Here is a 23,062-nt window from a genome sequence, read left to right as displayed (position 1 = left end):
GACTATGCTTGCTCAGGATCGACCGGATCCGCATGACGAGGGTTTTATGAACGACTCACCCAATAAGCCCCCTACTTTCTGGCAAATGCTGCACAGCGTGATGGCCGCAGCCTTCGGGGTGCAAAGCGGGAAGAACCGCGCGCGCGATTTTACTCACGGCAAGCCCAGCCACTTCGTGATCATGGGAATTGTGTTCACGGCAGTGTTTGCGCTGACCTTGTTCGCCATCGTCAAGCTGGTGCTGCACCTGGCAGGCGTTTGAGTGCGCTCAAGGCGTTAACAGCCGCAAACCGAACGGGTAAACGTAACCGGCGGGCTTGCCCTGGGCCGACAATGCCTGGAAATTTACGCCGTAGACCTGCGCCGCGTTGATATCCAGCAGACGCTGGGCAAGGTCCGGGCCGATCAACTCAAACAGATCGAGCTTGCGCTCATTCACGCCGTTCTGGCGGATATCCAGCCCCAGCGCATCGTCATGCAGCAGCACCATCGCCCAGCCGCCAAGGGTGAAGTGCCCCGCCACCAATGCGCTCAAGCGCCCATCGAGGCGGGCCCGCAATACTTCGGGCGAACTGTTGACGGCGCTGAACAGCACCTCCTTGCCCGGCGTACGCCCAGTGGCTTGCAGCGCCTCCATCGCGCCCAGCGCCATTTCATCATTGGCCGACCACACCAGCGCGGTTTGCGGATAACGTTTGAACAGTTGCGTGGCCTGGTCGAACGCGCGCTGGCGGCTCCACTCGCCGTACACCAGCTGGCGCAAACGCACGTAGGGAAAATCGACCAGAGCCCGCTGTAAACCCTGCTCGCGCAGCTGCGCCGCTGGCGTGGTCTTGGCCCCGGAAAACGCCAGCAGATCGAGGGTTTGGCCGGGTGCGACGGGGCCATGCTGACGCAACAGCTCTTTGAGCATCAGGTAACCGGCATCCTCATCATTGGCGATAAGACTGCCGAGCCAGTTGGGATAGCTGTGTGCATTGAGCAATTGCACCTGGTCGCTGGTCAGGGCGTTATTCACGATCAGCAGCTTGACTGGGCTGCCCTGGGCCATGCGCAGAATCTGCGGGGCGACGTATCGCTCATTCACCAGCACCAGGTAATCAGGCCGCTCGCTGCCTTGCAGCGCTTCCCGGGCCTGTGCCAGGGTGTTACGCGGATCGCGCTCGGAATAAAGCACGCGCAAATCCAGGCCGAGGTCCTTGGCAGCGGCCTGCATGAATTGCGCGTAGTTGACCCAGAAGGTTTCCGTGGACGTGCCAGGGTTGAGAAACACCACCGACGCGGCGTGGGCCGTGGCCCCGAACGTCGATCCCAGCAACCACACACACGTAATAAAAACCTTCAACATAGTTGTCAGAACCTTGAACGTTGACGGCCATGATAGTGGCAATACGACAGTCAATCGAGGTCCAATCAACGCTGGTTTATTGGTGGCTAACCCAGAACACGGCGGTTCCAACCACCAGGATTATCAGAAACAAAATCGCCCAGGCATCAACGGTACTGTCGGGTTTACGGGCTTTGGTCGAATTGCTCATTGCATCGCCTCTTATCGGTTTTATAGGTGATTGCACTCAAACACGCTCACAGTAAAGTTGATTATTGCCCGCATGACAAATGTGGGTATCGCGATAACCCTTCTCATTAGGCATTTTGGTTATTTGCATATACTCAAACATCACTTTTGCGCATAAACGCAAACTGGTATCGTGCGCCGGCTCCGTTGGGAGTGCGCGGCCGTGCGCGCAGATTTGCCGAGAACAGGACCTATATGTACGTATACGACGAATACGATCAGCGCATCATTGAGGACCGCGTCAAGCAGTTCCGTGATCAGACCCGACGCTACCTAGCAGGTGAACTGAGCGAAGAAGAGTTCCGCCCTCTGCGCCTGCAAAATGGCCTTTATGTTCAGCGCTTTGCGCCGATGCTGCGGGTTGCCGTGCCTTATGGCCAACTGACTTCCCGTCAGACACGCATGATGGCCAAGATTGCCCGCGACTTCGACAAAGGCTACGCCCACATCAGTACCCGCCAGAACGTACAGTTCAACTGGCCGGCGCTGGAGGACGTGCCGGACATCCTGGCCGAGCTGGCCACCGTGCAGATGCACGCCATTCAGACCAGCGGTAACTGCCTGCGCAACGTGACCACCGACCAATTCGCCGGTGTGGCGGCCGATGAGCTGATCGACCCGCGTCCGTGGTGTGAAATCGTGCGTCAGTGGACCACCTTCCACCCTGAGTTCGCCTACCTGCCGCGCAAGTTCAAGATCGCCATCAATGGCTCGACCTCGGACCGCGCCGCCATCGAAGTGCACGATATTGGCCTTGAGCCGGTGCACAACGCGGCCGGCGAGCTGGGTTTCCGCGTGCTGGTCGGTGGTGGCCTGGGCCGTACGCCGGTCGTTGGCGCGTTCATCAATGAATTCCTGCCCTGGCAAGACCTGTTGAGCTACCTCGACGCCATCCTGCGGGTCTACAACCGCTACGGCCGTCGTGACAACAAATACAAGGCCCGGATCAAGATCCTGGTCAAGGCGCTGACCCCTGAGGTATTCGCGCAGAAAGTCGACGCTGAAATGGAACACCTGCGCGGTGGCCAAACCACGCTGACCGAAGCCGAAGTACACCGCGTGGCCAAGCACTTCGTCGATCCTGAGTACAAGGCCCTGAGCAATCAGGACGCCGAGTTGGCTGCACTCGATCAGCAGCACCCAGGTTTCGCCCGCTGGCGCACCCGCAACACCCTGGCGCATAAAAAGCCGGGCTACGTCGCCGTGACCCTGTCGCTCAAACCCACCGGCGTTGCGCCGGGTGACATCACCGACAAGCAGCTGGACGCCGTTGCCGACCTGGCCGAGCGCTACAGCTTTGGCCAACTGCGCACCTCCCACGAGCAGAACATCATTCTCGCGGACGTCGAGCAAAGCCAGCTGTTCACCCTGTGGGGCGAGCTGCGCGAAGGCGGTTTCGCCACGCCGAACATCGGCTTGCTGACCGACATCATCTGCTGCCCGGGCGGCGATTTCTGCTCCCTGGCCAACGCCAAATCGATCCCGATTGCCGAATCGATCCAGCGCCGTTTCGACGACCTGGACTACCTGTTCGACATCGGCGAGCTGGACCTGAACATCTCCGGTTGCATGAACGCCTGTGGTCACCACCACGTCGGCCACATCGGCATCCTGGGCGTGGACAAGAAAGGCGAAGAATTCTACCAAGTGTCCCTGGGCGGCAGCGCCAGCCGCGATGCGAGCCTGGGCAAGATCCTCGGCCCGTCCTTCGCCCAGGAAGCCATGCCCGAGGTGATCGGCAAACTGATCGATGTGTACATCGAACAGCGCACCGAAGATGAGCGTTTCATCGACACCTACCAGCGCATCGGCATCGACCTGTTCAAGGAGCGCGTCTATGCAGCGAATCATTAAGAACAACGAAGTTCTCGACGAAACCTGGCACCTGCTGCCCAAGGACGCGAGCTTCGACGGCATTTCCAACTGCGACGACCTGATCGTGCCGTTGGCCCTGTGGCGCGAGCACGGCCATGCCCTCAAGGCCCGCGACGGCGGCCTGGGTGTGTGGCTGGACGCCGATGAAGAAGCCGAAGAGATCGGCGCCGACGTGGAGCACTTCCAGGTCATCGCCCTGAACTTCCCGGCCTTCACCGACGGGCGCAACTACTCCAACGCGCGCCTGCTGCGTGACCGCTACGGCTTCAAGGGCGAGCTGCGCGCGATTGGCGACGTGCTGCGCGACCAGCTGTTTTATCTGCACCGTTGCGGGTTCGACGCCTTCGCCTTGCGTGCCGACAAAGACCCGTACGAAGCGCTGGAAAGCCTCAAGGATTTCTCGGTGACGTACCAGGCAGCCACGGATGAGCCGTTGCCGCTGTTTCGTCGTCGCTAAGCGTTAGCCCATGAAAAAGCCCTGGCATGCCAGGGCTTTTTTATGTCCGCTCGGTACAGCAATGAGCGAGCCACGAAGACTGTGGGGGTTGCGGTCGTGACTGCACATGCAATGTCAGCAACACCAAAGCACCACTGTGGGCGCACGATGACGCAATCTTCACACTAAAGGATGAACATCCGCCGTGATCGAACTGTCCCCTATTGATCAGCAGTTTTTAACCTCACTGACGATTGGAGTTTTTCATGGCGAAAATCAACCTGGCCCAGCAATTGGCGACCACCCTTGAACAGGCGGGCATCAAGCGCATCTGGGGCCTGACCGGCGACAGCCTCAATGGCTTGACCGACGCCTTGCGCACCATGGACAGCATCGAGTGGATGCACGTGCGCCACGAAGAGGTGGCCGCGTTCGCCGCCGGTGCCGAGGCCGCCGCCACCGGCGAATTGACGGTGTGCGCCGGCAGCTGCGGGCCGGGCAACCTGCACTTGATCAATGGCCTGTTCGACTGCCATCGCAACCACGTGCCGGTGCTGGCCATTGCTGCGCAAATCCCCTCCTCCGAAATCGGCTTGAACTACTTTCAGGAAACCCATCCCCAGGAGCTGTTCAAGGAGTGCAGCCACTTTATCGAGTTGGTGACCAACCCTGCGCAAATGCCCCAAGTGCTGCACCGCGCGATGCGCTCGGCGATTCTTAACCGTGGCGTGGCGGTGGTCGTCATTCCAGGCGACGTGTCGTTGCTTGAGGTGGAAAACACCCTCAAACCTTGGCCGGCCCTGCATGCGCCGCGCACCTTGCCGGCGGAACAGGACCTGCAACGCCTCAGCGAAATCCTGCAGAGCAGCGAGAAAGTCACCTTGCTGTGCGGCAGCGGTTGCGCCGGTGCCCATGACCAGGTCGTGGCCCTGGCCGATGCCCTTGGCGCACCGGTGGTGCACGCGTTGCGCGGCAAGGAGCATGTGGAATGGGACAACCCGTTTGACGTCGGCATGACCGGCTTGATCGGGTTCAGCTCGGGTTACCACGCCATGCTCAACTGCGACACGCTGATCATGCTCGGCACCGACCTCCCCTACCGCCAGTTCTACCCGACCGACGCAAAAATCATCCAGGTCGACCGTAATCCGCAGGCACTCGGCCGTCGGGCGACGCTGGACCTGGGCATCGCCGCCGACGTCAGCGAAACCATCAACGCGCTGCTGCCACGCTTGACGCGCAAAACCGATCGCAGCTTTCTCGAGACTTCGCTTAAGCATTACGAAAAAGCCCGGCAAGGCCTGGACGACCTGGCAGAACCCTCGAAGGCCGACCGGCCGATCCACCCACAGTACGTCGCACGCTTGCTCAGCGAGTTGGCGGACGACGATGCCATCTTCACAGCCGACGTCGGCTCGCCCACCGTGTGGGCCGCGCGCTACCTGAAGATGAACGGCAAGCGCCGCCTGATCGGCTCGTTCAATCACGGTTCGATGGCGAATGCGATGCCTCAGGCCATCGGCGCCCAGGCGGCCTTTCCCGGACGCCAAGTGATTTCGATGTCCGGCGACGGCGGTTTCGCCATGCTGATGGGCGATTTCATCTCGTTGGCGCAACTGAAACTGCCGGTAAAAGTCATCGTGTTCGATAACTCATCACTGGGTTTCGTCGCCATGGAAATGAAAGCCGCCGGCTACCTCGACACCGGCACCGAGCTGAAAAACCCGGACTTTGCGGCCATGTCCAACGCCATGGGCATCCTGGGCATCCGTGTGGAGCAATCCGAAGACCTCGAGCCGGCCCTGCGTCGCGCCCTGGCCCATGACGGCCCGGTGCTGGTGGACGTGGTCACGGCGACGCAGGAACTGGTCATGCCGCCGAGCATCAAGCTGGAACAGGCCAAGGGTTTCAGCCTGTACATGCTCAAGGCAGTGATGAGCGGGCGTGGCGACGAAGTGATCGAACTGGCGCGCACCAACTGGTTGCGCTGAGCTTCAGTCGCGGGGTGTTTCAGTGGCGCCGGGCAGCGCCATAGCGGAGCACCACCTGGGTGACGACCTCGACCATGCGCGGGTCGGCATCCGGCGCGCTGAACAGGCGAAACTCGGCATCGGGCAATGCGGGCAACCCGTGCTCGGCGCCGAGGACCGCCAAGCCTGGGCCCACTTGGCTTTGCGCCATCGGGGCCACGGCAAAACCGGCCGATGCCGCGGCGTGCAACGCCGCATAGCTGGCGCACTGCATGGCCGTACGCTGAGCAATTCCAGCTTGGGCAAGCCGTGACAGCGCCGCCTCGCGGTACGGACAGGGCTCGGGAAACAAGGCCAGTGGCAACGGCGTCGGCAATGCCGCCAGCGGTTGCACCGACCAGGCCCACACCAACGGTTCGCGCCATAACGCCAGGCCCGGCTCGCTGGACTCGCACAACGAACCCACCACCACATCCAGCTCGCCTTGTTTCATCAAACTCAGCAACGAACCGGGGATCCCCACCTGCACGCTGATATGCAGGCCAGGGTACTGCGCGGCAACGTCCTGCAGCTCCCGCAGCAAACGCGCCTCTGCGAACTCCTCCGACACACCTACGCGAAGGCTTCCTTCAAACGCCGAACGCGTCAGTTCTGCCCAGGCGTCACGATGCAGCGCCAGGATGCCGCGCGCGTAGGCGATCAACCGCTGACCATCCGGCGTCAGCTGTTGGGAACGCGTGGTGCGCGTCAGCAGTGGCTTGCCGACCTGTTCTTCGAGGCGGCGCAAATGCCCGCTGACGGCCGATTGCGTCAGGTGCAGGCGCTCACCGGCGCGGCTGAAGCCGCCTTCGTCCACGACCGCGACGAAGGTCTTGAGCAGCAAGGCATCAAACATATTCTGATAGGTGATCAATAGACGATGGAAATACGATTTATATTTCATCGAGCGCTATGTTGCAATGTTCAGGTCATCTTTCCTGAGACCTGTCATGACCACTCTCCTGCACATTGAATGCTCGCCGCGCAAACAGCGCTCTGCGTCGCTGGAAATCGCCCGACAATTCATCGCGCGTTATCAGCACAACGCCCCGGACACCCGCGTGGTGACGCTGGACCTTTGGGCTCTGGACCTGCCGGAGTTCGATGGTCCGATCATGGAGGCCAAATACGCCGGCCTCAGCGGCACAGCATTGACCGAGGAACAGGCGGCAGCCTGGGACGCGCTGAGATCGCTGGCGACCCATCTGCATCAGGCCGACCTGCTGGTGTTCTCGGTGCCGCTGTGGAATTTCGCGCTGCCCTACAAGCTCAAGCACTTTATCGACGTGGTTTCGCAGAAGGGCGTGCTGTTCGAGTTCAGCCCGGAGCATGGCTTGCGCGGGTTACTGCATGACAAAACGGCGGTGAATGTGTATGCGCGGGGCATGGATTTCTCAGCGCCTGACGCACAGGCGATGGACTTTCAGAAACCGTACATGGAGGCCTGGCTGGGGTTTATCGGCGTGACCGATGTGCACTCGCTGTACGTGGAAAAAACCATCTTGGGGCCGGAAGTGGATCAGGCGTCTCGCCAGGCAGCCACCGAGCAGGCCCTGGCGCTGGCAGACCGCCTCGCTTGACCACGGGGCGCCAGCTTGCCGGCGAAGGCGATGTGATTGGCAGCGCCAGGCGTGAGGGCCAATCGCCGGCAGGCAGGTTCCTACACAGGCAGACGCATCAGGCGGACTGCTTTTCTACCCACTTGCCGTAGGCGTCGATAAACGCCTGCAGGAACGGCCTGGTCTTTTCCGAGAGTTTTCCTGCGTCATCAAACACGCTGCCCGCGCCCCCCAGGTACGCTTCCGGTTGCTGCATGCACGGCACATCAAGGAACACCAGCGACTGGCGCAGGTGATGGTTGGCGCCAAAGCCGCCAATCGCTCCGGGCGACACACTGATGATCGCCCCCGGCTTGCCGCCCCAGACACTTTGCCCGTAAGGACGAGACCCTACGTCAATGGCATTCTTCAACGGTGCGGGCACGGAACGGTTGTATTCGGGCGTCACAAACAACACCGCGTCGGATGAGCGTACTTGCTGACGGAAACTACTGTAGGCTGCGGGCGGCGATGCTCCCTCGAGGTCTTCGTTGTAGAGCGGCAAATCGCCAATTTCCACAATGTTCAATTTGAGAGTGGCAGGGGCCAGATCGGCCAAGGCCAGGGCGACCTTGCGGTTGATCGAGTCTTTTCTCAAGCTGCCAACCAGGACGGCAATCGTGTAGACCTTGCTCATGGAGGTTTTCCCGACGTTTGACTAAGGAGCTTGCAGTTATAAAGTCTTCGCGGCAGGTTCACCAGAAGGTTTTGATAATTCCGCAGACGTTTGCCGAGCAGTGACTTGCGTAGGAAGACTCTGAAAACATCAGCGAATAGTATTTTTTTTCCATAGGTAAACTACCCCGCTCCATGACGGTCTACAGAACCGCAAATCGAGTGTTTATCTCCAGAGGTTCTAAACAGATGGCTGCAGTACTTGTCGGACAGTTCCATGCCAGAGACGCGGAAGGACGCGTGTATTCAGTGCATGAGTTCCAGGAATCCAACCCGGTGCAAGGCGACCTGGCTGGCTCGGCGCCTACCACTACCTACAAGCTGGCCATTGGCGATCGTGTAGAGAAACTGGAAGGCGATGAATTCAAATTGATCCAGTCGGGGACCATTATCGTCCGCGAATCGCAAACGACCCTCGCGTCATAAGATCTCAGCTTATCGACCTGCTCAGTCCTGGCCATTGATGGCATTGACTGGGCTGGGTGATCACGGCCGGCGTAGCTGCGTCACTTCCACGCCCTGCTCGCCCTCCACCTGCTTGAGCGTGACCATCAAACGCCCCCGCTCGCCCTCAACCGTATACAGCGAACGCTTGTAGCCCGGCGCGCCGTTAGCGGGATAGGCCACCACCTGCCTGATCAACACGACCTCCAGCACCGCCCCCACCTGCGCATCCACCTGTTCCTGGGAACGGATAAACGCCTCGAGTGCGCGGCTTTCCGGCGTGTGTTCATCGTGATTATCGAAGAGATAAGCAGCCACGCACCCCACGGTCACCAGCACCAGGAGTTGCTTGGCCGTTACCCCGAAGAAACGTGAGGGAATAGGCATTCGAGACCAGACCTGTTTTTGTTGTATTGGTCGTTATTGATCAGCGCAGCCATTCTAATCAGGTCGATGGCTAATGCCAGATGAATCAGTTGTCGCCGTAGGTAATGTCCTTGTTATCACCGACCCCACCCAGCGTGCGGTCCTTGCCGAACGAAAACAGGTCGAATGCCGTGTTGGGCTGGGTCGCCGGGTAGTGGTACTGATAGGCAACGCCCCACGGGTCGGTCAACAACTCGTCACTGACGTAGGGCCCTTTCCACTTGGCGTCCTGCGCAGGTGGCGTGGTCAACGCCTCCAGACCTTCCTCATCGGTGGGGTAGCGACCCGTGTCTTGGTGAAACTGTTCGACCGCCTTGCCCAGCTCGGCCACCTGGGCCTTGGCCGTCGCGATCTCTGCCAGCGTCACATCACCAAACAAGCGCGGCCCCACCGCCAGGGCCAGCAAGCCAATGATGACCAGTACCACCAGCACCGCCCAGCGTGTAAAACCTCGCTGGGGTTGCGGTTTGCCTGTGACTGCGGTGTATCCGGGCATTGGAAGGGCTCCCTGTTGAACCTCGGTTGATACGCTCTTTATATGACCCGCTCGTTGCAGCGCACGCAAGGTGAACGTTAGACGACTCGCATCAAGGCCCGCGCTGTTTTTTTCCCAGCCATTGAATCCCCGCCCCACTGACCCTAGACTCCGGCGATGCGTTTACGTCATATCGAAGTGATTCAGGCCATCTTGCAGACCGGACACCTCGGCACGGCCGCCGAGTGGTTGCAACTCCCCGTGGGCGATGTAGACGCAACGCTCAAGGATGCCGAGCAGCAACTGGGCTTCATGCTGTTTGCCAGTGTGCGCGGGCGTTTGCAAGCGACGCGCGAAACACTCGAACTGCAGGCACACATCAGTCACCTCTATGAGGCGCTGGAGCCGGTGCAACGCCTGGCCAGCCGCTTGAAACTCCATCACGCTCCGGCCTTGCGCGCGCTGTGCACCCCACCGCTGGCCAATCAGCTGTTGCCGCAAAGCATCGCCGTACTGCGCCGGCGCTTCCAGGACACGCCGTGCAACCTGTCGAGCCAGCCGACCCGCGAGATCGTCAGAAGCCTGCTGCTGCACGAAGCCGATGTGGGCCTGAGCCTGCATGACCCGCAACACCCGCAAATCCAGAGCAGCGTGTTGGCCGAGGGCAAGCTGCAATTGCTCGCCCCCCATGGCTGGCTGAAACCCAAACAAAAGTACATCGCCTTGCAGGACCTGGCCGGGCAATCGCTGATCGGGCTTGAAGGGCATGACCCGTTGAGCCGCTTGCTGGACGCCAAGCTGCAGGCCCTGCGCCCGCTGCCGGTGGTGCAGACGCGGGTGCAGACCTACCAGATGATGCGCAGCATGGTGGAAGCCGGCGAAGGCCTGGCGATTGTCGACCCGTTCACCGCGTCCGGTGCGCGCGAGGCTGGCCTGGATGCTTGCCCGGTCTCGCCGCCGATCATGGTCAGCCTGTACGCGCTGACTCTCAAGGACGCGGATACGTCACCGGCACTCAATGCGTTGCTGGACATTGTCACGCAGAAGGCCGATAGCTTGCTGGTGAGTTAAACCTGTTCGAGCTCGGTCTTGAACAACCGGTACCAGAAAATCGCCACTTCACGGGTCTGCGGATCGATGCCGCGATAACGCAGCTGATCAATCCCGCCCATGACATAGCCGCAACGCTCATACAGACGACAGGCGCCGAGGTTGTTGTTCTGGGTTTCCAGCATCATGCCCGGCAGGTTTTTCTTGCGACTCCAGAACTGCGCCACGTCCAGCAAGGCCTTGGCCACCCCATGACGGCGCGCAGGCAAGGCCACCGCCAGTTCGTCGACGTGGGCAAAGCCGTTCCAGTTGGTGCTGACCACGATATGCCCCACCGCACGGTCATCCAGGTACGCCATGAAGATCGCGCTGTCAGGCGCATCGCGAAAACTGGCGAACTCTTCCGGGTCGATGCCATAACACTTGCGGTACGGCAGGATGCGCTCAACGGCCCACTGATCGACGCGTTTGCCCATCTCCGGCACGCCGTAGGCACTGACCTCAAAACTGAAATCATTGCCCCACACGTAGGCATCAAAACCTTCATCGGCGACCCGTACGCTGAGCCCCGGGTACTTCGGGTTCATTACAGCTTGCATAAACATCCTTTACCCTTTGATGCAATCGACGGTGTAACAACGACCACCGCCGTCGTCTTCGTGTTGCAACCCATGAACATCGGCGACAAAACCGGGAAAACTGCTATCGAACGTCCTCGCGAACGCCAGGTAGTCAATGATCGATCGTGTCGACTCGGTAAAGCGCTCACCCGGCATGATCAACGGAATGCCCGGCGGATAAGGCACCAGCATCACGGCTGCGATGCGACCTGGCAAGGCGTCAATCGACACCGCCTCCACTTCGCCCCTGACCAACTGGTCGTAGGCGTCAGCCGGTTTCATCGCGATTTGCGGCAACACCGTGTACATGCGCTTGAGGTGTTTGGCCGTGGCATTGCTGCGATAACAGCCGTGCAGCTGGTCACACAGGTCGCGCAAACCGAGGTTCTGATAGCGTGCCGGCCCTTGTTTAAACACCGAGGGCAAGCAACTGGCCAGGCTGACATTGGCGTCGTAATTGCGCTTGAATTCCAGCAGTTCGGTGAGCAAGGTACTCCATTTGCCTTTGGTGATGCCCATGGAAAACAGCACAAGGAAGGAATACAGGCCGGTTTTTTCCACCACCAACCCGCGCTCCCAGAGGAACTTGCTGACCACTGCGGCGGGAATCCCGCAGTCGCTCAAGGCGCCGCCGGCGTTCAGGCCGGGCATCACCAGGGTCACTTTGATCGGGTCAAGCAGCACATAGTCTTCGGCCACATCGCCAAATCCGTGCCAGTCGTCCTGCGGATGCAACAGCCAGTCCGCGGTGACAACTCGATCGATACCCGCCACCGAGGGCGGTTGCCAGATAGAGAACCACCAGTCCTCGGCGGCGATGTGCTGGCGCAGGTTGGCCAGGGCGCGCCGAAAACTCAACGCCTCATCAAACATTTCCTGCAGCAGTGAGCGCCCGGCGGGGCCTTCCATCATCGCCGAGGCCACGTCCAGCGACGCGATGATGCTGTACTGCGGCGAGGTAGAGATGTGCATCATGAATGCTTCGTTGAAACGATCACGGTCCAGCTGCCGCGCGCCGCCGTCCTGCACATGAATCATCGAGGCCTGGCTGAAGGCCGCCAGCAGCTTATGGGTTGAGTGCGTGGTAAACACCAGAGGGCTGTCGGGCGTGCGTGAAGTGCCCATGCCGTAACGCCCGGCAAAGAACTCGTGAAACGCCGCGTAGGCGTACCAGGCTTCGTCAAAATGCAACACCTCGACACTGTTGCCCAATTGTTGCTTGATCAGCTCGGCGTTGTAGCACAGGCCGTCATAGGTGGAGTTGGTGACTACCGCCATCTTCACTTTCGGTGGCCGGCCACGCGTCAGAGGGCTGGCTGCGATTTTGGCGCGGATCGACTCGGGGCTGAACTCGCTCAAGGGAATCGGGCCGATGATCCCCAGTTCGTTGCGTTCCGGGCACAGGTACAGCGGGATCGCACCGGTCATGATGATCGAGTGCAGCACCGACTTGTGGCAGTTGCGGTCCACCAGCACCAGGTCGTCACGGCCGACCATGGAGTGCCAGACGATCTTGTTGGCCGTGGAAGTGCCATTGATCACAAAGAACGTATGATCGGCGCCAAAGTTACGCGCGGCGCGGGCTTCGGCTTCGGCCAAGGGCCCGGTGTGATCGAGCAGCGAGCCGAGTTCCGGCACCGACACGGACAAGTCCGAACGCAGCGTATTTTCGCCGAAGAACTGATGAAACGCCTGCCCCACCGGGCTTTTACGATACGCCACGCCGCCGCCATGGCCGGGCGTGTGCCAGGAGTAATTGGAGTCAGCGGTGTGTTGCACCAGGGCCTTGAAGAAAGGCGGCAGCAAGCCATCCAGGTAAGTGCGCGCCGCGCGAGCCACTTGTCGCGCCAGAAACGGCACGGTGTCTTCAAACAGATAAAGAATCCCGCGCAACTGGTTGAGCTCACTCATGGCATCGGCGGGCGCGTTTTCCAGAGTGACTTGCTCGCCCAGGGCAAAGATCGGCAGGTTGGGCGCCCGCACCCGCGCCAGGCGGATCAGTTCGACCATGTTTTGCAGCAAGTGGGTATTTTCCCCGGCACCTTCGGCGGCGATCAACATACACGCCAGCCCGTGATGGGTAGAAGCCACCAGGCGGCCCTCGGCGTAATCCACTGCAGAAAAAATACTGAAGCCTTCTTGTTCCAGCTCGTGGGCGATGCCTCGAACCCGGTCACCGGCAACGGTGTCGGCCTTGATATCACGGTGCACAATCAGAACAGGAAACTTCAGGTCTTTGTACATGAGTGCGGGCAGTCCCCAGGGCTATGTACTCAGGGTAGAAGCTGGGAGCGGATGTGGCGAATGAAGATTTCCAAGGCGCTGCAAATCAACAGTGGGAGCTGGCTTGCCTGCGATGGCGGTGGATCAGTCACAGATATGTTGGCTGGCCTACCGCTATCGCAGGCAAGCCAGCTCCCACATTTTTTAACCGTGTTCGACCGAGGCTATTGCTGGGTCAGCTGCGACCACAACGCCGGCGCGCCCGCCGACTTGGCAATCGCTTCCAACCGCGCCGCGTGCTCAGCCAGATCCTGCTCACTGGCACGGATGATGGTGGTCGGCTTGCGATCAGCCGGCAGGCGGCGGATTTCCGAAGGGCGATTACCCGAGCCCTCTGCCGAGCCGGTACCGTCGGAGGCGTTACCGGCCAGGGACAGGCTGGTTTGCCCGCCGGTCATGGTCAGGTAAACGTCGGCCAGAATCTCGGAGTCGAGCAAGGCGCCGTGGAGTTCACGGCCAGAGTTGTCGACGCCGTAGCGTTTGCACAAGGCATCCAGGCTGTTGCGCTGGCCCGGGTGACGCTCGCGCGCCATCATCAAGGTGTCGAGGATCGAGCAATGCCGGGAAATATCCGCACGCTCGGTCTGCCCCATCAGGGCAAATTCGTTATTGATGAAGCCGACGTCGAACGCCGCGTTGTGGATGATCAGCTGGGCGCCGTTGATGAATTCGAAAAATTCGTCGGCCACTTCGGCGAAGCGCGGCTTGCCCTTGAGGAACTCGTCGGTGATGCCGTGGACGCCGATCGCGCCCTCGTCACTGTCACGGTCCGGTTGCAGGTAGACGTGGAAGTGACGCCCGGTAAGACGGCGACCCATCAATTCGACACAGCCGATTTCGATGATCCGGTGACCATCGGTCACCGGCATGCCGGTGGTTTCGGTATCGAGTACAACAGATCGGATGGCCATCAGGGTTCAGCTCTCAACGGTGGTATGCACTGTGGTGTGCGTCAAAGGGCGCGATGTTAACACGTCAGTGGGCTCAGCTCTGTTTGTAGCCGCGCACTTCATCCACACCCCGGTTGGCCAACTGGTCGGCGCGCTCGTTGCCGGGGTGACCGATGTGCCCACGCACCCATTTCCAGGTGATGTTATGGCGATTGCATTGCTCATCGAGCAACTGCCAGAGGTCGGCGTTCTTCACCGGTTCCTTGGCCGCGGTTTTCCAGCCGCGCTTTTTCCAGTTGACCATCCACTCGTTGATGCCCTTCATCACGTACTGCGAGTCGGTCACCAACAGCACGTCACAACGGCGCTTGAGCTCTTCCAGGCCACGAATGGCACCCATCAGCTCCATGCGGTTGTTGGTGGTATTGGCTTCGCCGCCCCACAATTCCTTCTCCACGCCCTTGCACACCAGCAAGGCGCCCCAGCCGCCGGGGCCGGGGTTGCCTTTGCAGGCGCCATCGGTGAAGAGTTCTACGCTATCGGTCATCGGTTGCATCCATCAAAACGGGCTGGCGATCATCGACCGACAGTATCCCGAGGCCGAAAAATTCGGCGGTCATCAAAAAGAGGTTTACGGTTCGCTTTGCTTGCGATTGACCTTGGCCATCGGCATCGGCACCAGCTTGCCCATGGGCTGGCGCTGCACCTGACGCACCGGCCGCAGCCCGACCACGATCTTGCGCGCGACCAATAAATAGAAGCCGCCGCCCGACAATTGCCAGGCGCCCGCCCGGCGCTCCCAGCCCGCCAGACGGCCTTGCCACTTGGCCGACGCAAGCGGCGGACGATAGCACCCGAAGCGGCGTTTCTCCAGCGCAAAGCCCAGCAGGTTCAGCCAGTCGCCCACCCGCGACGGCGAGATGCAGCGTGCCTGGCGCAGGCCATCATGGGCGAACACATGGCGAAGGCCCCAACTGCTCCAGGGGTTGATGCCGACAATCAGCAAATGGCCCCCCGGGCGCACACTGCTGGCGGCTTCGCGCAACAAACCATGGGGCGACAGGCAAAAATCCAGGCCATGCTGCAACACCACCACGTCGGCGGCGTGCTCGCTCAAAGGCCAGGCCTGCTCCTCGCAGACGATCTCCACACCCGGCAACGGTGCACCGAGGCGCACATTGCGCTGCACCTGAGGCGCAGAAGGCGGCGTCTGCGCAGACGGGCCGTAATGCACCAGATAGCCACCAAAGAACCGACCCAGCTCGTCTTCGAGCATGCGCCGTTCTTCATCCAGCAAAAATTGCCCGATCGGCCCGGACAGCCATTCACGGGCTGCGCCGATCAGGGCCAGCCACTCAGGATCGGCCTGGGCGAACGCTTTATCAGTCATTGCATTCTCCAACTCGCCTAGACGTTCTAAGATGCACCAATGTGTTCAGCTTGGCGAATCGAAGAATGATACAGATCAGTGCCCTACCCGCCTTCACCGACAACTACATCTGGTTGTTACAAGACCCGCAAACCCTGCGCTGCGCCGTGGTCGACCCCGGCGATGCCGCGCCGGTGCTGGCCTGGCTCGAACAAAATCCGCAGTGGACCCTCAGCGACATCCTGATCACCCACCATCACCATGATCATGTCGGCGGCGTCGAGCAACTCAAGCGTGTGACAAATGCCAAGGTCTACGGGCCGGCAAACGAGAACATCCCGGCGCGGAACGTCGCGTTGCAGGACAACGACCGTGTCAGCGTACTGGGCCTGGACTTCGACATTTATAGCGTACCGGGCCATACCCTCGGCCATATCGCCTTTTACCATCAAGGCTTGCTGTTCTGTGGCGACACGCTGTTTGCCGCCGGCTGCGGCCGTCTGTTCGAAGGCACGCCGCAACAGATGTACACCTCGCTGGAACGCCTTGCCGCCCTGCCAGCCGAGACCCTGGTGTACTGCACCCACGAATACACACAAAGTAACCTGAAATTTGCCCAGGCGGTGGAGCCTGACAACGCCGATATTGCCGAACGGGTCGAGCAGGTCAAGCAATTGCGGGCCCACGGCGAGATGACGTTGCCGTCCAACCTCGCCCTGGAAAAACGTACTAACCCTTTTTTGCGTACCGCCGAAACATCCGTTAAACAAAAAGCGGACGAACGGAATGGGCGCGATAACCGCTCTGGGGCCGAGGTGTTTGCTAGCTTGAGGGCGTGGAAAGATAAGTTCTAAGCGGATGCAATCTGATACGGATTTTCTGAATGGTTGACCGGAACCAAAGCGCTTTCTAGAATCGCCCGACATTTTTGCCCGGAACTTACTTCCAGCCAATGTCGTCATCTATTCGTAAATCCATTTCTTCAGACGCATTGACCCGCCTGGCTCAAGCCGTGGCGGTGGCTGTGTCCGCTACTCTGGCGGGCTGCCAATCGACTCATTTCGCTGCACAATCCACCGTGCAACCCAAACCCAATCTTGCCGCCAAGATCAAGCAAAAACCTATTTGGCTCTCAGAGAAGCCCAGCCCCGAAGTGCCCCAGGATGTCTGGGAACGCATGCGACGGGGCTTTCAATTGCAGGACGGCCTGGGCGTCAACCCGCGCATCGAGCAACAGCGTTTGTGGTTCGCCAGCAACCCGTCCTTTTTGGAGAACGCCGGAGAACGCGGCAGCCTCTACATTCATTACATCGTCGAACGCCTTGAAGAACGCAACATGCCCCTGGAGCTGGCGCTGCTGCCAGTGATTGAAAGTGCCTACAACCCAATGGCCTACTCGCGCAGCGATGCGGTCGGCCTGTGGCAGTTCATTCCCTCCACCGGGCGCTACTTCAACCTGCGCCAGACCCGCGCCTACGACGGGCGCCGCGACATCACCGCCTCCACCACCGCCGCCCTGGACTACCTGACACGTCTGCATGACATGTTCAACGGCGACTGGCTGCTGGCCCTGGCGGCGTATAACGCCGGGGAAGGCACGGTCAGCCGGGCCATCGAGCGTAACGAAAAGCTCGGCCTGCCGACCGACTACTGGAACCTGCCCCTGCCCCAGGAAACCAAGGACTACGTGCCCAAGTTCCTGGCATTGTCCCAGGTGGTGCTGGCCCCCGAGGCCTATGGCGTCAACCTGAGCCCGATCGCCAACACCCCGTACTTCGAAGTGGTTGAAGTCAAGCAAAGCATGGACCTGTCACGGGTTGCCGCGCTGGCTGAAATCGACGAAGACGAACTGTTCCAGCTCAACCCGGCCCTGAAACAACGCACCACCCTCGACGGCCCCCAGCACCTGCTGGTGCCGAGCTCCAAGGCGCATCTGCTCACCAGCACGCTTTCGATGATGAAGCCCGAAGAACTGCTGGCCATGCGCCCGAAAAAGCAGGTGTTCGACGAAGTTGAGACCGCGCGCGTGGCCGGGCGCAGCCGCAGCTACAAAGTGCGCAGTGGCGACAACCTCACGCTGATCGCCAAGGCGAACAGGGTCGATGTGCATGACCTGCAGCGCTGGAACAAGCTCAACGGCCAGGCCCTCAAGGTCGGCCAGACCCTGGTGATGCAGGACACGCGCAAGCTGGTGGCCAAGGCTGACAGCAAGAAGCCGGTGCAGTACAAGGTCAAAAAAGGCGACTCGCTGTACATCGTCGCCAAGCGCTTCAACGTTGAAATGCAACACCTCAAGCGTTGGAACCCGCGCACCGGCCAGGCACTCAAGCCAGGCCAGATGCTGGTGGTTTCCGGGCCAAGGTAAACCTGCGTAAACGCTGGCCCGTGTGGGAGCTGGCTTGCCTGCGATGCAAACACCTCGGTGCATCAGTTGCACCGAGTTGATGCTATCGCGGGCAAGCCCGCTCCCACATTTGTTCTGCACGCCGTTCAATACCTTATCAGCCCCTGACCAGGAGCTTTCCAACAGCCTTTTTCCAGCCGGAACAAGCTGTTACTGTACCGATCATAAAGCCCAAGCCGCCTGGATCGGATCTCTGACTTGAAGCGTCCCCTCCTTCTACTAATAAGTCTGGCCTTGAGCTTTGCGGCGAACGCGACGATTACCGAGAGCCACGGTTATACGCAGTTCGGCACACTCAAGTACCCGGCCAAATTCACCCACTTCGATTGGGTAAACCCTGCAGCGCCAAAAGGCGGGACACTGCGGGTCATGGCATTTGGCACCTTCGATACGCTCAACCCCTACACCTTCAAGGGCTCAAGCCCGGTTTCCACGCCCAATTTCCTGCAATACGGCGTCAATGAGCTGAACGAGCCGTTGATGGTCGGCACCGGCCAGTACGCGCCGTCCGGCGACGAACCCACCTCCAGCTACGGGCTGATCGCCCAGTCGGTGGAATACAGCGAGGACCGCAGTTGGGTGGTGTTCAACCTGCGCCCCGAAGCACGTTTCCACGATGGCAAGCCGATCACCGCCTATGACGTGGCGTTTTCCTATCGCACGCTGCTGACCGAAGGCCACCCGCAATACCGCACCAACCTGCAGGAAGTGGCGCGGGTCGATATCCTCAACCGCCATCGCATTCGCTTTGTGTTCAAACGCGCCGGCAACCCGCTGCTGATCCTGCGCCTGGGCGAACTGCCGGTATTGCCCCAGCACTACTGGAAAAACCGCGACTTCAAGGCCACGACCTTTGAGCCACCGTTGGGCAGCGGGCCCTATCGCATCACCAAGGTCACGCCTGGCCGGCAGTTGGTGTTCGAGCGGGTCAAGGATTACTGGGGCAAAGACCTGCCGGTGAACCAGGGTTTCTACAACTACGACAACGTCGAAGTGGAGTTCTACCGCGACAGCGACGTGGCGTTCGAAGCCTTCAAGGCCGGCGAATTCGATATCTATATCGAGCACCAGGCCAAGAACTGGGCCACCGGCTATAACTTCCCGGCGGTCAACCGCGGCGACGTGATCAAGGCACAGATCGCCCATCAGATCCCGACCCAGAGCCAGGGCCTGTTCATGAACACGCGGCGGCCGACCTTCGCCCAGACCAAGGTGCGCGAGGCCCTGGGGTTGATGTTCGACTTTGAATGGACCAACCGCACCCTGTTCAGCAGCGCCTACAAACGCACCCTGAGTTACTACCCCAACAGCGAGTTTTCCGCGACTGGCGTGCCGGTGGGCCATGAGTGGCTGATGCTCTCGCCGTACCGCGACCAGCTGCCGCCCAACCTGTTTACGCAAGCCTTCAGCCTGCCGCAGACCGACGGTCGTGGCATTCCGCGCGACACCCTGCGCCGCGCCCTGGCGTTGCTGGGCGAAGCCGGCTGGAAGCTGTCGGGACAGCGCCTGCTCAACAGTGACGGGCAACCGCTGCGCTTCGAGATCCTGCTGGTCAACCCGAACCTGGAGCGCATCCTGCAGCCGTATGTCGAGAACCTCATCAGCATCGGCATCGACGCGCGCCTGCGTACCGTTGACCGCGCGCAATACAAACAGCGCCTGGATCAGTTCGACTTCGACATGATCCTGATCACCCTCAACCAGACCTTGAGCCCGGGCCTTGAGCAGTGGCAGTACTTCCACTCCAGCCAGGCCGGTATCAAGGGCAGCAAGAACTACGCCGGCATCGCCAACCCGGTGGTCGACCGCCTGCTGGAACAACTGCTGGCGGCGCAGACCCGCGAAGAACAACTGGCCGCCGGCCGCGCGCTGGACCGGATGCTGCTGTGGCAGCACTACAGTATTCCCAACTGGTACCTCAACTATCATCGCTTGGCGTACCGCAACCGGTTCGCCTTTGTCACCACGCCGCCTTACAGCCTGGGCCTGAGCGCGTGGTGGCTGAAAGCTTCGGAGAAAGCCCAATGATGAATTTGCGCAACGCATTCCTGAGCGGCCTGTTGCTGTGCAGCGCGGCCAACGCCGCGCCGCAACACGCGTTGACCCTCTACAACGAGCCGCCCAAGTACCCCGCCGACTTCAAGCACTTCGACTACGTAAACCCCGACGCGCCCAAGGGCGGCACCTTTCGCGAATCGAGCATGGGCGGCTTCGACAGCCTCAATCCCTACATCAGCAAGGGCGTGCCCGCAGACAACCTGCCCTTGATCTACGACACCCTGGCCATGCAAAGCCTGGACGAGCCTGTGACTGAATACGGGCTGGTGGCCGGCAAGATCGAAAAGGCCCCCGACAACAGCTGGGTGCGATTCTACCTGCGCCCCGAAGCGCGCTTTCACGATGGGCACCCGATCCGGGCCGAAGACGTCGTCTTCACCTTCCAGACCTTGCTCAAGGACGGCTCGCCGCTTTACCGCACCTACTACGCCGACGTCGATGAAGTGGTGGCCGAAGACCCGTTGCGCGTGCTGTTCAAGTTCAAGCGCACCAACAACCGTGAGTTGCCACTGATCCTCGGCCAGTTGCCGGTATTGCCCAAGCATTTTTGGGCCACCCGTGACTTTGCCAAGGGCAACCTGGAAATACCGCTGGGCAGCGGGCCGTACAAGGTGGCGCAGGTCAAGGCCGGGCGCATGGTTCGCTATGAACGCGTGAAGGATTACTGGGCCAAGGACCTGCCGGTCACCCAGGGTTTCTACAATTTCGATAACCGCATCACTGACTATTACCGCGACAGCACGGTGGCGCTCGAAGCCTTGAAAGCTGGGCAATTCGACTACTGGCTGGAATTCAGCGCGAAGAACTGGGCCAATGCCTACAACATCCCGGCCGTCACCCAGGGAAGGCTGATCAAGGAAGAAATCCCCAACGGCAACCCCACCGGCATGCAGGGTTTTGTGTTCAACACCCGCAAACCGATGTTTCAGGATGTGCGGGTGCGCAAGGCGATCAGCCTGCTGCTGGATTTCGAGTGGAGCAACAAACAGCTGTTCAACGGCGCCTACACGCGCACCCGCAGTTACTTTGAAAACTCGGAAATGGCCGCCACCGGCCTGCCGGGCCCGGATGAAACGGCAATCCTGGAGCCGTTTCGCGACAAACTTCCCGCCGAAGTCTTCACCCAGGCGTTCGAGCCTGCCAAGACCGATGGCAGCGGCATGATCCGCACCCAGCAGCGCGAGGCCTACCAGCTGCTGCAAGAAGCCGGCTGGAAGATCGTCGACGACAAAATGGTCGACACCACCGGCACACCGGTGACCATCGAGTTTCTGCTGACCCAGACCGACTTCGAACGCGTATTGCTGCCGTTCAAACGCAACCTGGCGGACCTGGGCATCAATCTGGTGATCCGCCGCGTTGACGTCTCGCAGTACATCAACCGCCTGCGCTCTCGCGACTTCGACATGCTGGTGGGCAGTTTCCCGCAATCGACCTCACCGGGTAACGAACAACGCGAATTCTGGGCCTCTTCCAGTGCCGACAAACCCGGCAGCCGCAACTACATGGGCCTCAAGGACCCGGTCATCGACCAACTGGTCGAACAACTGATCGATGCAGACTCGCGCAAAAGCCTGGTGGCCCACGCCAAAGCCCTCGACCGGGTATTGCAGTTCGGCTACTACGTGATCCCCAACTGGCACATCAAAACCTTCCGTGTGGCCTATTGGGATCACCTGGGCCACCCCAAAGTCCCGCCACGCTACGACGTCGGCATCGCCACCTGGTGGGCCAAACCTGACGTAAAACCAGCCGTTACCCTGGACACAAGCGCCGATCCGGCGAGCGGAGGCGATTAAATGCTGGCTTATATTGTTCGCCGTCTGTTGCTGATCATCCCCACGCTGTTCGGGATTTTGCTGATCAACTTCATCATCATCCAGGCCGCTCCCGGTGGCCCGGTGGAACAGATGATCGCCAAGCTCGAAGGGTTTGAAGGCGCCACCAGCCGTATTGCCGGCGGCGGCGCCGAAGTGTCGGTGGCCGGTTCCAGCTACCGCGGCGCCCAGGGCCTGGACCCGGCGCTGATCAAGGAAATCGAGAAAATGTACGGCTTCGACAAATCGGCGCCGGAACGGTTGTGGATCATGGTCAAGAACTACGCCCGGCTGGATTTCGGCGACAGCTTCTTCCGTGACGCCAAAGTCATCGACCTGATCAAGGAAAAGATGCCGGTGTCCATTTCCCTCGGGTTATGGAGCACGCTGATCATGTACCTGGTGTCGATTCCGCTGGGGATCGCCAAGGCCACGCGCCACGGCAGCCACTTCGACGTGTGGACCAGTTCGGCAATCATCGTCGGTTATGCGATCCCGGCGTTCCTGTTTGCGATCCTGCTGATCGTGGTATTTGCCGGCGGCAGTTACCTGGACTGGTTCCCCTTGCGCGGGCTCACCTCGAACAATTTCGACGAACTGACCTGGAGCGGCAAGATCCTCGATTACTTCTGGCATTTGGCCCTGCCCGTCACGGCGCTGGTGATCGGCAACTTTGCGACCATGACGCTGCTGACCAAAAACAGCTTCCTCGACGAGATCAACAAACAGTACGTGGTCACCGCCAAGGCCAAGGGCCTGACCCACCACCGCGTGCTCTACGGCCATGTGTTTCGCAACGCGATGCTGTTGGTGATTGCCGGCTTCCCGTCCGCCTTTATCGGCATCTTCTTCACCGGCTCGTTGCTGGTGGAAGTGATCTTCTCCCTCGACGGCCTGGGCCTGATGAGCTTTGAAGCGGCGATCAACCGCGACTATCCGGTGGTGTTCGGCACGCTGTTTATCTTCACCTTGCTGGGGCTGGTGGTGAAACTCATCGGCGACCTCACTTACACCCTGGTCGATCCGCGTATCGACTTCGCCAGCCGGGAGCATTGAG

The 23,062-nt window shown here is 60.4% G+C and carries 22 protein-coding genes; 12 read left to right on the top strand and 10 right to left on the bottom strand.

Annotation, left to right across the window (positions count from 1 at the left end; translation table 11 throughout):
• Positions 1–46 precede the first annotated feature (46 nt).
• On the top strand, positions 47–262 hold the full coding sequence (locus ABWL43_RS12055) for a DUF2970 domain-containing protein (RefSeq protein ID WP_145165989.1): 216 nt from the start codon (positions 47–49) through the stop codon (positions 260–262).
• Between the two features lie 6 nt (positions 263–268).
• On the opposite strand, the gene ABWL43_RS12050 is transcribed toward ABWL43_RS12055, so the two are convergent.
• Positions 269–1,348, bottom strand: a complete 1,080-nt coding sequence (locus ABWL43_RS12050; protein ID WP_404487848.1) for an ABC transporter substrate-binding protein — start codon at positions 1,346–1,348, stop codon at positions 269–271.
• A 423-nt stretch (positions 1,349–1,771) separates the two neighbouring features.
• Here ABWL43_RS12050 and ABWL43_RS12045 point away from each other — a divergent pair, with 423 nt between their 5' ends.
• From ABWL43_RS12045 to poxB, 3 genes are all read left to right on the top strand, one after another.
• Positions 1,772–3,430: a nitrite/sulfite reductase gene (locus ABWL43_RS12045; RefSeq protein ID WP_017136919.1), complete on the top strand. Its 1,659-nt coding sequence runs from the start codon at positions 1,772–1,774 to the stop codon at positions 3,428–3,430.
• Positions 3,414–3,908, top strand: a complete 495-nt coding sequence (locus tag ABWL43_RS12040; protein WP_145165977.1) for a DUF934 domain-containing protein — start codon at positions 3,414–3,416, stop codon at positions 3,906–3,908. Before ABWL43_RS12045 ends, ABWL43_RS12040 begins: the two co-directional genes overlap by 17 nt.
• A gap of 245 nt (positions 3,909–4,153) precedes the next feature.
• Positions 4,154–5,878 carry a ubiquinone-dependent pyruvate dehydrogenase gene (gene poxB / locus ABWL43_RS12035; RefSeq protein WP_404487845.1) on the top strand — a complete coding sequence of 575 codons (1,725 nt, stop codon included), beginning with the start codon at positions 4,154–4,156 and terminating at the stop codon, positions 5,876–5,878.
• Positions 5,879–5,897: 19 nt separating this feature from the next.
• Here poxB and ABWL43_RS12030 read toward each other — a convergent pair whose 3' ends face one another.
• Complete coding sequence (locus ABWL43_RS12030) at positions 5,898–6,752, bottom strand: LysR substrate-binding domain-containing protein (protein WP_242197924.1); 855 nt, start codon at positions 6,750–6,752, stop codon at positions 5,898–5,900.
• Between the two features lie 94 nt (positions 6,753–6,846).
• Here ABWL43_RS12030 and ABWL43_RS12025 point away from each other — a divergent pair, with 94 nt between their 5' ends.
• Complete coding sequence (locus ABWL43_RS12025) at positions 6,847–7,476, top strand: FMN-dependent NADH-azoreductase (RefSeq protein WP_404487843.1); 630 nt, start codon at positions 6,847–6,849, stop codon at positions 7,474–7,476.
• A gap of 97 nt (positions 7,477–7,573) precedes the next feature.
• Here ABWL43_RS12025 and ABWL43_RS12020 read toward each other — a convergent pair whose 3' ends face one another.
• The gene (locus ABWL43_RS12020; protein ID WP_404487841.1) at positions 7,574–8,131 is read right to left on the bottom strand and encodes an NADPH-dependent FMN reductase; all 558 of its coding nucleotides are present in this window, start codon (positions 8,129–8,131) and stop codon (positions 7,574–7,576) included.
• A gap of 227 nt (positions 8,132–8,358) precedes the next feature.
• On the opposite strand from ABWL43_RS12020, the gene ABWL43_RS12015 reads away from it, so the two are divergent.
• Complete coding sequence (locus ABWL43_RS12015) at positions 8,359–8,595, top strand: hypothetical protein (RefSeq protein ID WP_106578721.1); 237 nt, start codon at positions 8,359–8,361, stop codon at positions 8,593–8,595.
• 60 nt (positions 8,596–8,655) lie between these two features.
• Here the strand turns inward: ABWL43_RS12015 and ABWL43_RS12010 are convergent, their stop codons facing one another.
• Positions 8,656–9,000 (bottom strand): hypothetical protein, encoded by a 345-nt coding sequence (locus tag ABWL43_RS12010; protein ID WP_404487838.1) that lies wholly within the window; start codon positions 8,998–9,000, stop codon positions 8,656–8,658.
• A gap of 85 nt (positions 9,001–9,085) precedes the next feature.
• Positions 9,086–9,535 (bottom strand): type II secretion system major pseudopilin GspG, encoded by a 450-nt coding sequence (gene gspG, locus ABWL43_RS12005; RefSeq protein ID WP_404487836.1) that lies wholly within the window; start codon positions 9,533–9,535, stop codon positions 9,086–9,088.
• Between the two features lie 156 nt (positions 9,536–9,691).
• Here gspG and ABWL43_RS12000 point away from each other — a divergent pair, with 156 nt between their 5' ends.
• On the top strand, positions 9,692–10,585 hold the full coding sequence (locus tag ABWL43_RS12000) for a LysR substrate-binding domain-containing protein (protein WP_404487834.1): 894 nt from the start codon (positions 9,692–9,694) through the stop codon (positions 10,583–10,585).
• On the opposite strand, the gene ABWL43_RS11995 is transcribed toward ABWL43_RS12000, so the two are convergent.
• From ABWL43_RS11995 to ABWL43_RS11975, 5 genes are all read right to left on the bottom strand, one after another.
• A complete protein-coding gene (locus ABWL43_RS11995; protein WP_119741603.1) occupies positions 10,582–11,163 on the bottom strand; it encodes a GNAT family N-acetyltransferase in 582 nt (193 codons plus the stop codon). The genes ABWL43_RS12000 and ABWL43_RS11995 overlap by 4 nt on opposite strands.
• Positions 11,164–11,172: 9 nt before the next feature.
• Complete coding sequence (locus tag ABWL43_RS11990; RefSeq protein WP_145165970.1) at positions 11,173–13,428, bottom strand: Orn/Lys/Arg decarboxylase N-terminal domain-containing protein; 2,256 nt, start codon at positions 13,426–13,428, stop codon at positions 11,173–11,175.
• A gap of 203 nt (positions 13,429–13,631) precedes the next feature.
• Positions 13,632–14,372, bottom strand: coding sequence for a DNA polymerase III subunit epsilon (gene dnaQ, locus ABWL43_RS11985; RefSeq protein WP_242197927.1), 741 nt, complete (start codon positions 14,370–14,372; stop codon positions 13,632–13,634).
• A gap of 79 nt (positions 14,373–14,451) precedes the next feature.
• Positions 14,452–14,904: a ribonuclease HI gene (rnhA, locus tag ABWL43_RS11980; RefSeq protein WP_029291380.1), complete on the bottom strand. Its 453-nt coding sequence runs from the start codon at positions 14,902–14,904 to the stop codon at positions 14,452–14,454.
• Between the two features lie 84 nt (positions 14,905–14,988).
• The gene (locus ABWL43_RS11975; protein WP_242197634.1) at positions 14,989–15,747 is read right to left on the bottom strand and encodes a class I SAM-dependent methyltransferase; all 759 of its coding nucleotides are present in this window, start codon (positions 15,745–15,747) and stop codon (positions 14,989–14,991) included.
• 65 nt (positions 15,748–15,812) lie between these two features.
• Between ABWL43_RS11975 and gloB the strand changes: the two genes are divergently transcribed.
• From gloB to ABWL43_RS11950, 5 genes are all read left to right on the top strand, one after another.
• Positions 15,813–16,580, top strand: a complete 768-nt coding sequence (gloB, locus tag ABWL43_RS11970; RefSeq protein ID WP_404487831.1) for a hydroxyacylglutathione hydrolase — start codon at positions 15,813–15,815, stop codon at positions 16,578–16,580.
• 98 nt (positions 16,581–16,678) lie between these two features.
• Positions 16,679–18,091, top strand: a complete 1,413-nt coding sequence (locus ABWL43_RS11965) for a transglycosylase SLT domain-containing protein (protein WP_145165966.1) — start codon at positions 16,679–16,681, stop codon at positions 18,089–18,091.
• A gap of 237 nt (positions 18,092–18,328) precedes the next feature.
• Positions 18,329–20,158: an extracellular solute-binding protein gene (locus tag ABWL43_RS11960; protein ID WP_404487829.1), complete on the top strand. Its 1,830-nt coding sequence runs from the start codon at positions 18,329–18,331 to the stop codon at positions 20,156–20,158.
• Positions 20,155–21,987 (top strand): extracellular solute-binding protein, encoded by a 1,833-nt coding sequence (locus ABWL43_RS11955; RefSeq protein ID WP_262206465.1) that lies wholly within the window; start codon positions 20,155–20,157, stop codon positions 21,985–21,987. Before ABWL43_RS11960 ends, ABWL43_RS11955 begins: the two co-directional genes overlap by 4 nt.
• Complete coding sequence (locus tag ABWL43_RS11950; protein WP_404487828.1) at positions 21,988–23,061, top strand: microcin C ABC transporter permease YejB; 1,074 nt, start codon at positions 21,988–21,990, stop codon at positions 23,059–23,061.
• The last annotated feature ends 1 nt before the right edge of the window (position 23,062 follow it).

The organism is Pseudomonas sp. HT11 (genome assembly GCF_044875395.1).
Classification (GTDB): domain Bacteria; phylum Pseudomonadota; class Gammaproteobacteria; order Pseudomonadales; family Pseudomonadaceae; genus Aquipseudomonas.
Note: the sequence above shows the minus strand (reverse complement) of the source record. Positions and strands in the feature narration are given on the sequence as shown.

What these genes read in the sequence shown, in the direction of transcription:
- ABWL43_RS11965 (WP_145165966.1), top strand. Translation starts at nt 16,679, where the DNA reads ATGTCGTCATCTATTCGTAAATCCATTTCTTCAGACGCATTGACCCGC.
- ABWL43_RS12010 (WP_404487838.1), bottom strand. Translation starts at nt 9,000, where the DNA reads ATGCCTATTCCCTCACGTTTCTTCGGGGTAACGGCCAAGCAACTCCTG.
- gspG (WP_404487836.1), bottom strand. Translation starts at nt 9,535, where the DNA reads ATGCCCGGATACACCGCAGTCACAGGCAAACCGCAACCCCAGCGAGGT.
- ABWL43_RS12015 (WP_106578721.1), top strand. Translation starts at nt 8,359, where the DNA reads ATGGCTGCAGTACTTGTCGGACAGTTCCATGCCAGAGACGCGGAAGGA.
- rnhA (WP_029291380.1), bottom strand. Translation starts at nt 14,904, where the DNA reads ATGACCGATAGCGTAGAACTCTTCACCGATGGCGCCTGCAAAGGCAAC.
- ABWL43_RS12045 (WP_017136919.1), top strand. Translation starts at nt 1,772, where the DNA reads ATGTACGTATACGACGAATACGATCAGCGCATCATTGAGGACCGCGTC.
- ABWL43_RS11955 (WP_262206465.1), top strand. Translation starts at nt 20,155, where the DNA reads ATGATGAATTTGCGCAACGCATTCCTGAGCGGCCTGTTGCTGTGCAGC.
- ABWL43_RS11990 (WP_145165970.1), bottom strand. Translation starts at nt 13,428, where the DNA reads ATGTACAAAGACCTGAAGTTTCCTGTTCTGATTGTGCACCGTGATATC.
- ABWL43_RS12020 (WP_404487841.1), bottom strand. Translation starts at nt 8,131, where the DNA reads ATGAGCAAGGTCTACACGATTGCCGTCCTGGTTGGCAGCTTGAGAAAA.
- poxB (WP_404487845.1), top strand. Translation starts at nt 4,154, where the DNA reads ATGGCGAAAATCAACCTGGCCCAGCAATTGGCGACCACCCTTGAACAG.
- ABWL43_RS12055 (WP_145165989.1), top strand. Translation starts at nt 47, where the DNA reads ATGAACGACTCACCCAATAAGCCCCCTACTTTCTGGCAAATGCTGCAC.
- ABWL43_RS11975 (WP_242197634.1), bottom strand. Translation starts at nt 15,747, where the DNA reads ATGACTGATAAAGCGTTCGCCCAGGCCGATCCTGAGTGGCTGGCCCTG.
- ABWL43_RS12030 (WP_242197924.1), bottom strand. Translation starts at nt 6,752, where the DNA reads ATGTTTGATGCCTTGCTGCTCAAGACCTTCGTCGCGGTCGTGGACGAA.
- gloB (WP_404487831.1), top strand. Translation starts at nt 15,813, where the DNA reads ATGATACAGATCAGTGCCCTACCCGCCTTCACCGACAACTACATCTGG.
- ABWL43_RS12050 (WP_404487848.1), bottom strand. Translation starts at nt 1,348, where the DNA reads ATGTTGAAGGTTTTTATTACGTGTGTGTGGTTGCTGGGATCGACGTTC.
- ABWL43_RS11995 (WP_119741603.1), bottom strand. Translation starts at nt 11,163, where the DNA reads ATGCAAGCTGTAATGAACCCGAAGTACCCGGGGCTCAGCGTACGGGTC.
- ABWL43_RS11950 (WP_404487828.1), top strand. Translation starts at nt 21,988, where the DNA reads ATGCTGGCTTATATTGTTCGCCGTCTGTTGCTGATCATCCCCACGCTG.
- ABWL43_RS12040 (WP_145165977.1), top strand. Translation starts at nt 3,414, where the DNA reads ATGCAGCGAATCATTAAGAACAACGAAGTTCTCGACGAAACCTGGCAC.
- ABWL43_RS12000 (WP_404487834.1), top strand. Translation starts at nt 9,692, where the DNA reads ATGCGTTTACGTCATATCGAAGTGATTCAGGCCATCTTGCAGACCGGA.
- ABWL43_RS12025 (WP_404487843.1), top strand. Translation starts at nt 6,847, where the DNA reads ATGACCACTCTCCTGCACATTGAATGCTCGCCGCGCAAACAGCGCTCT.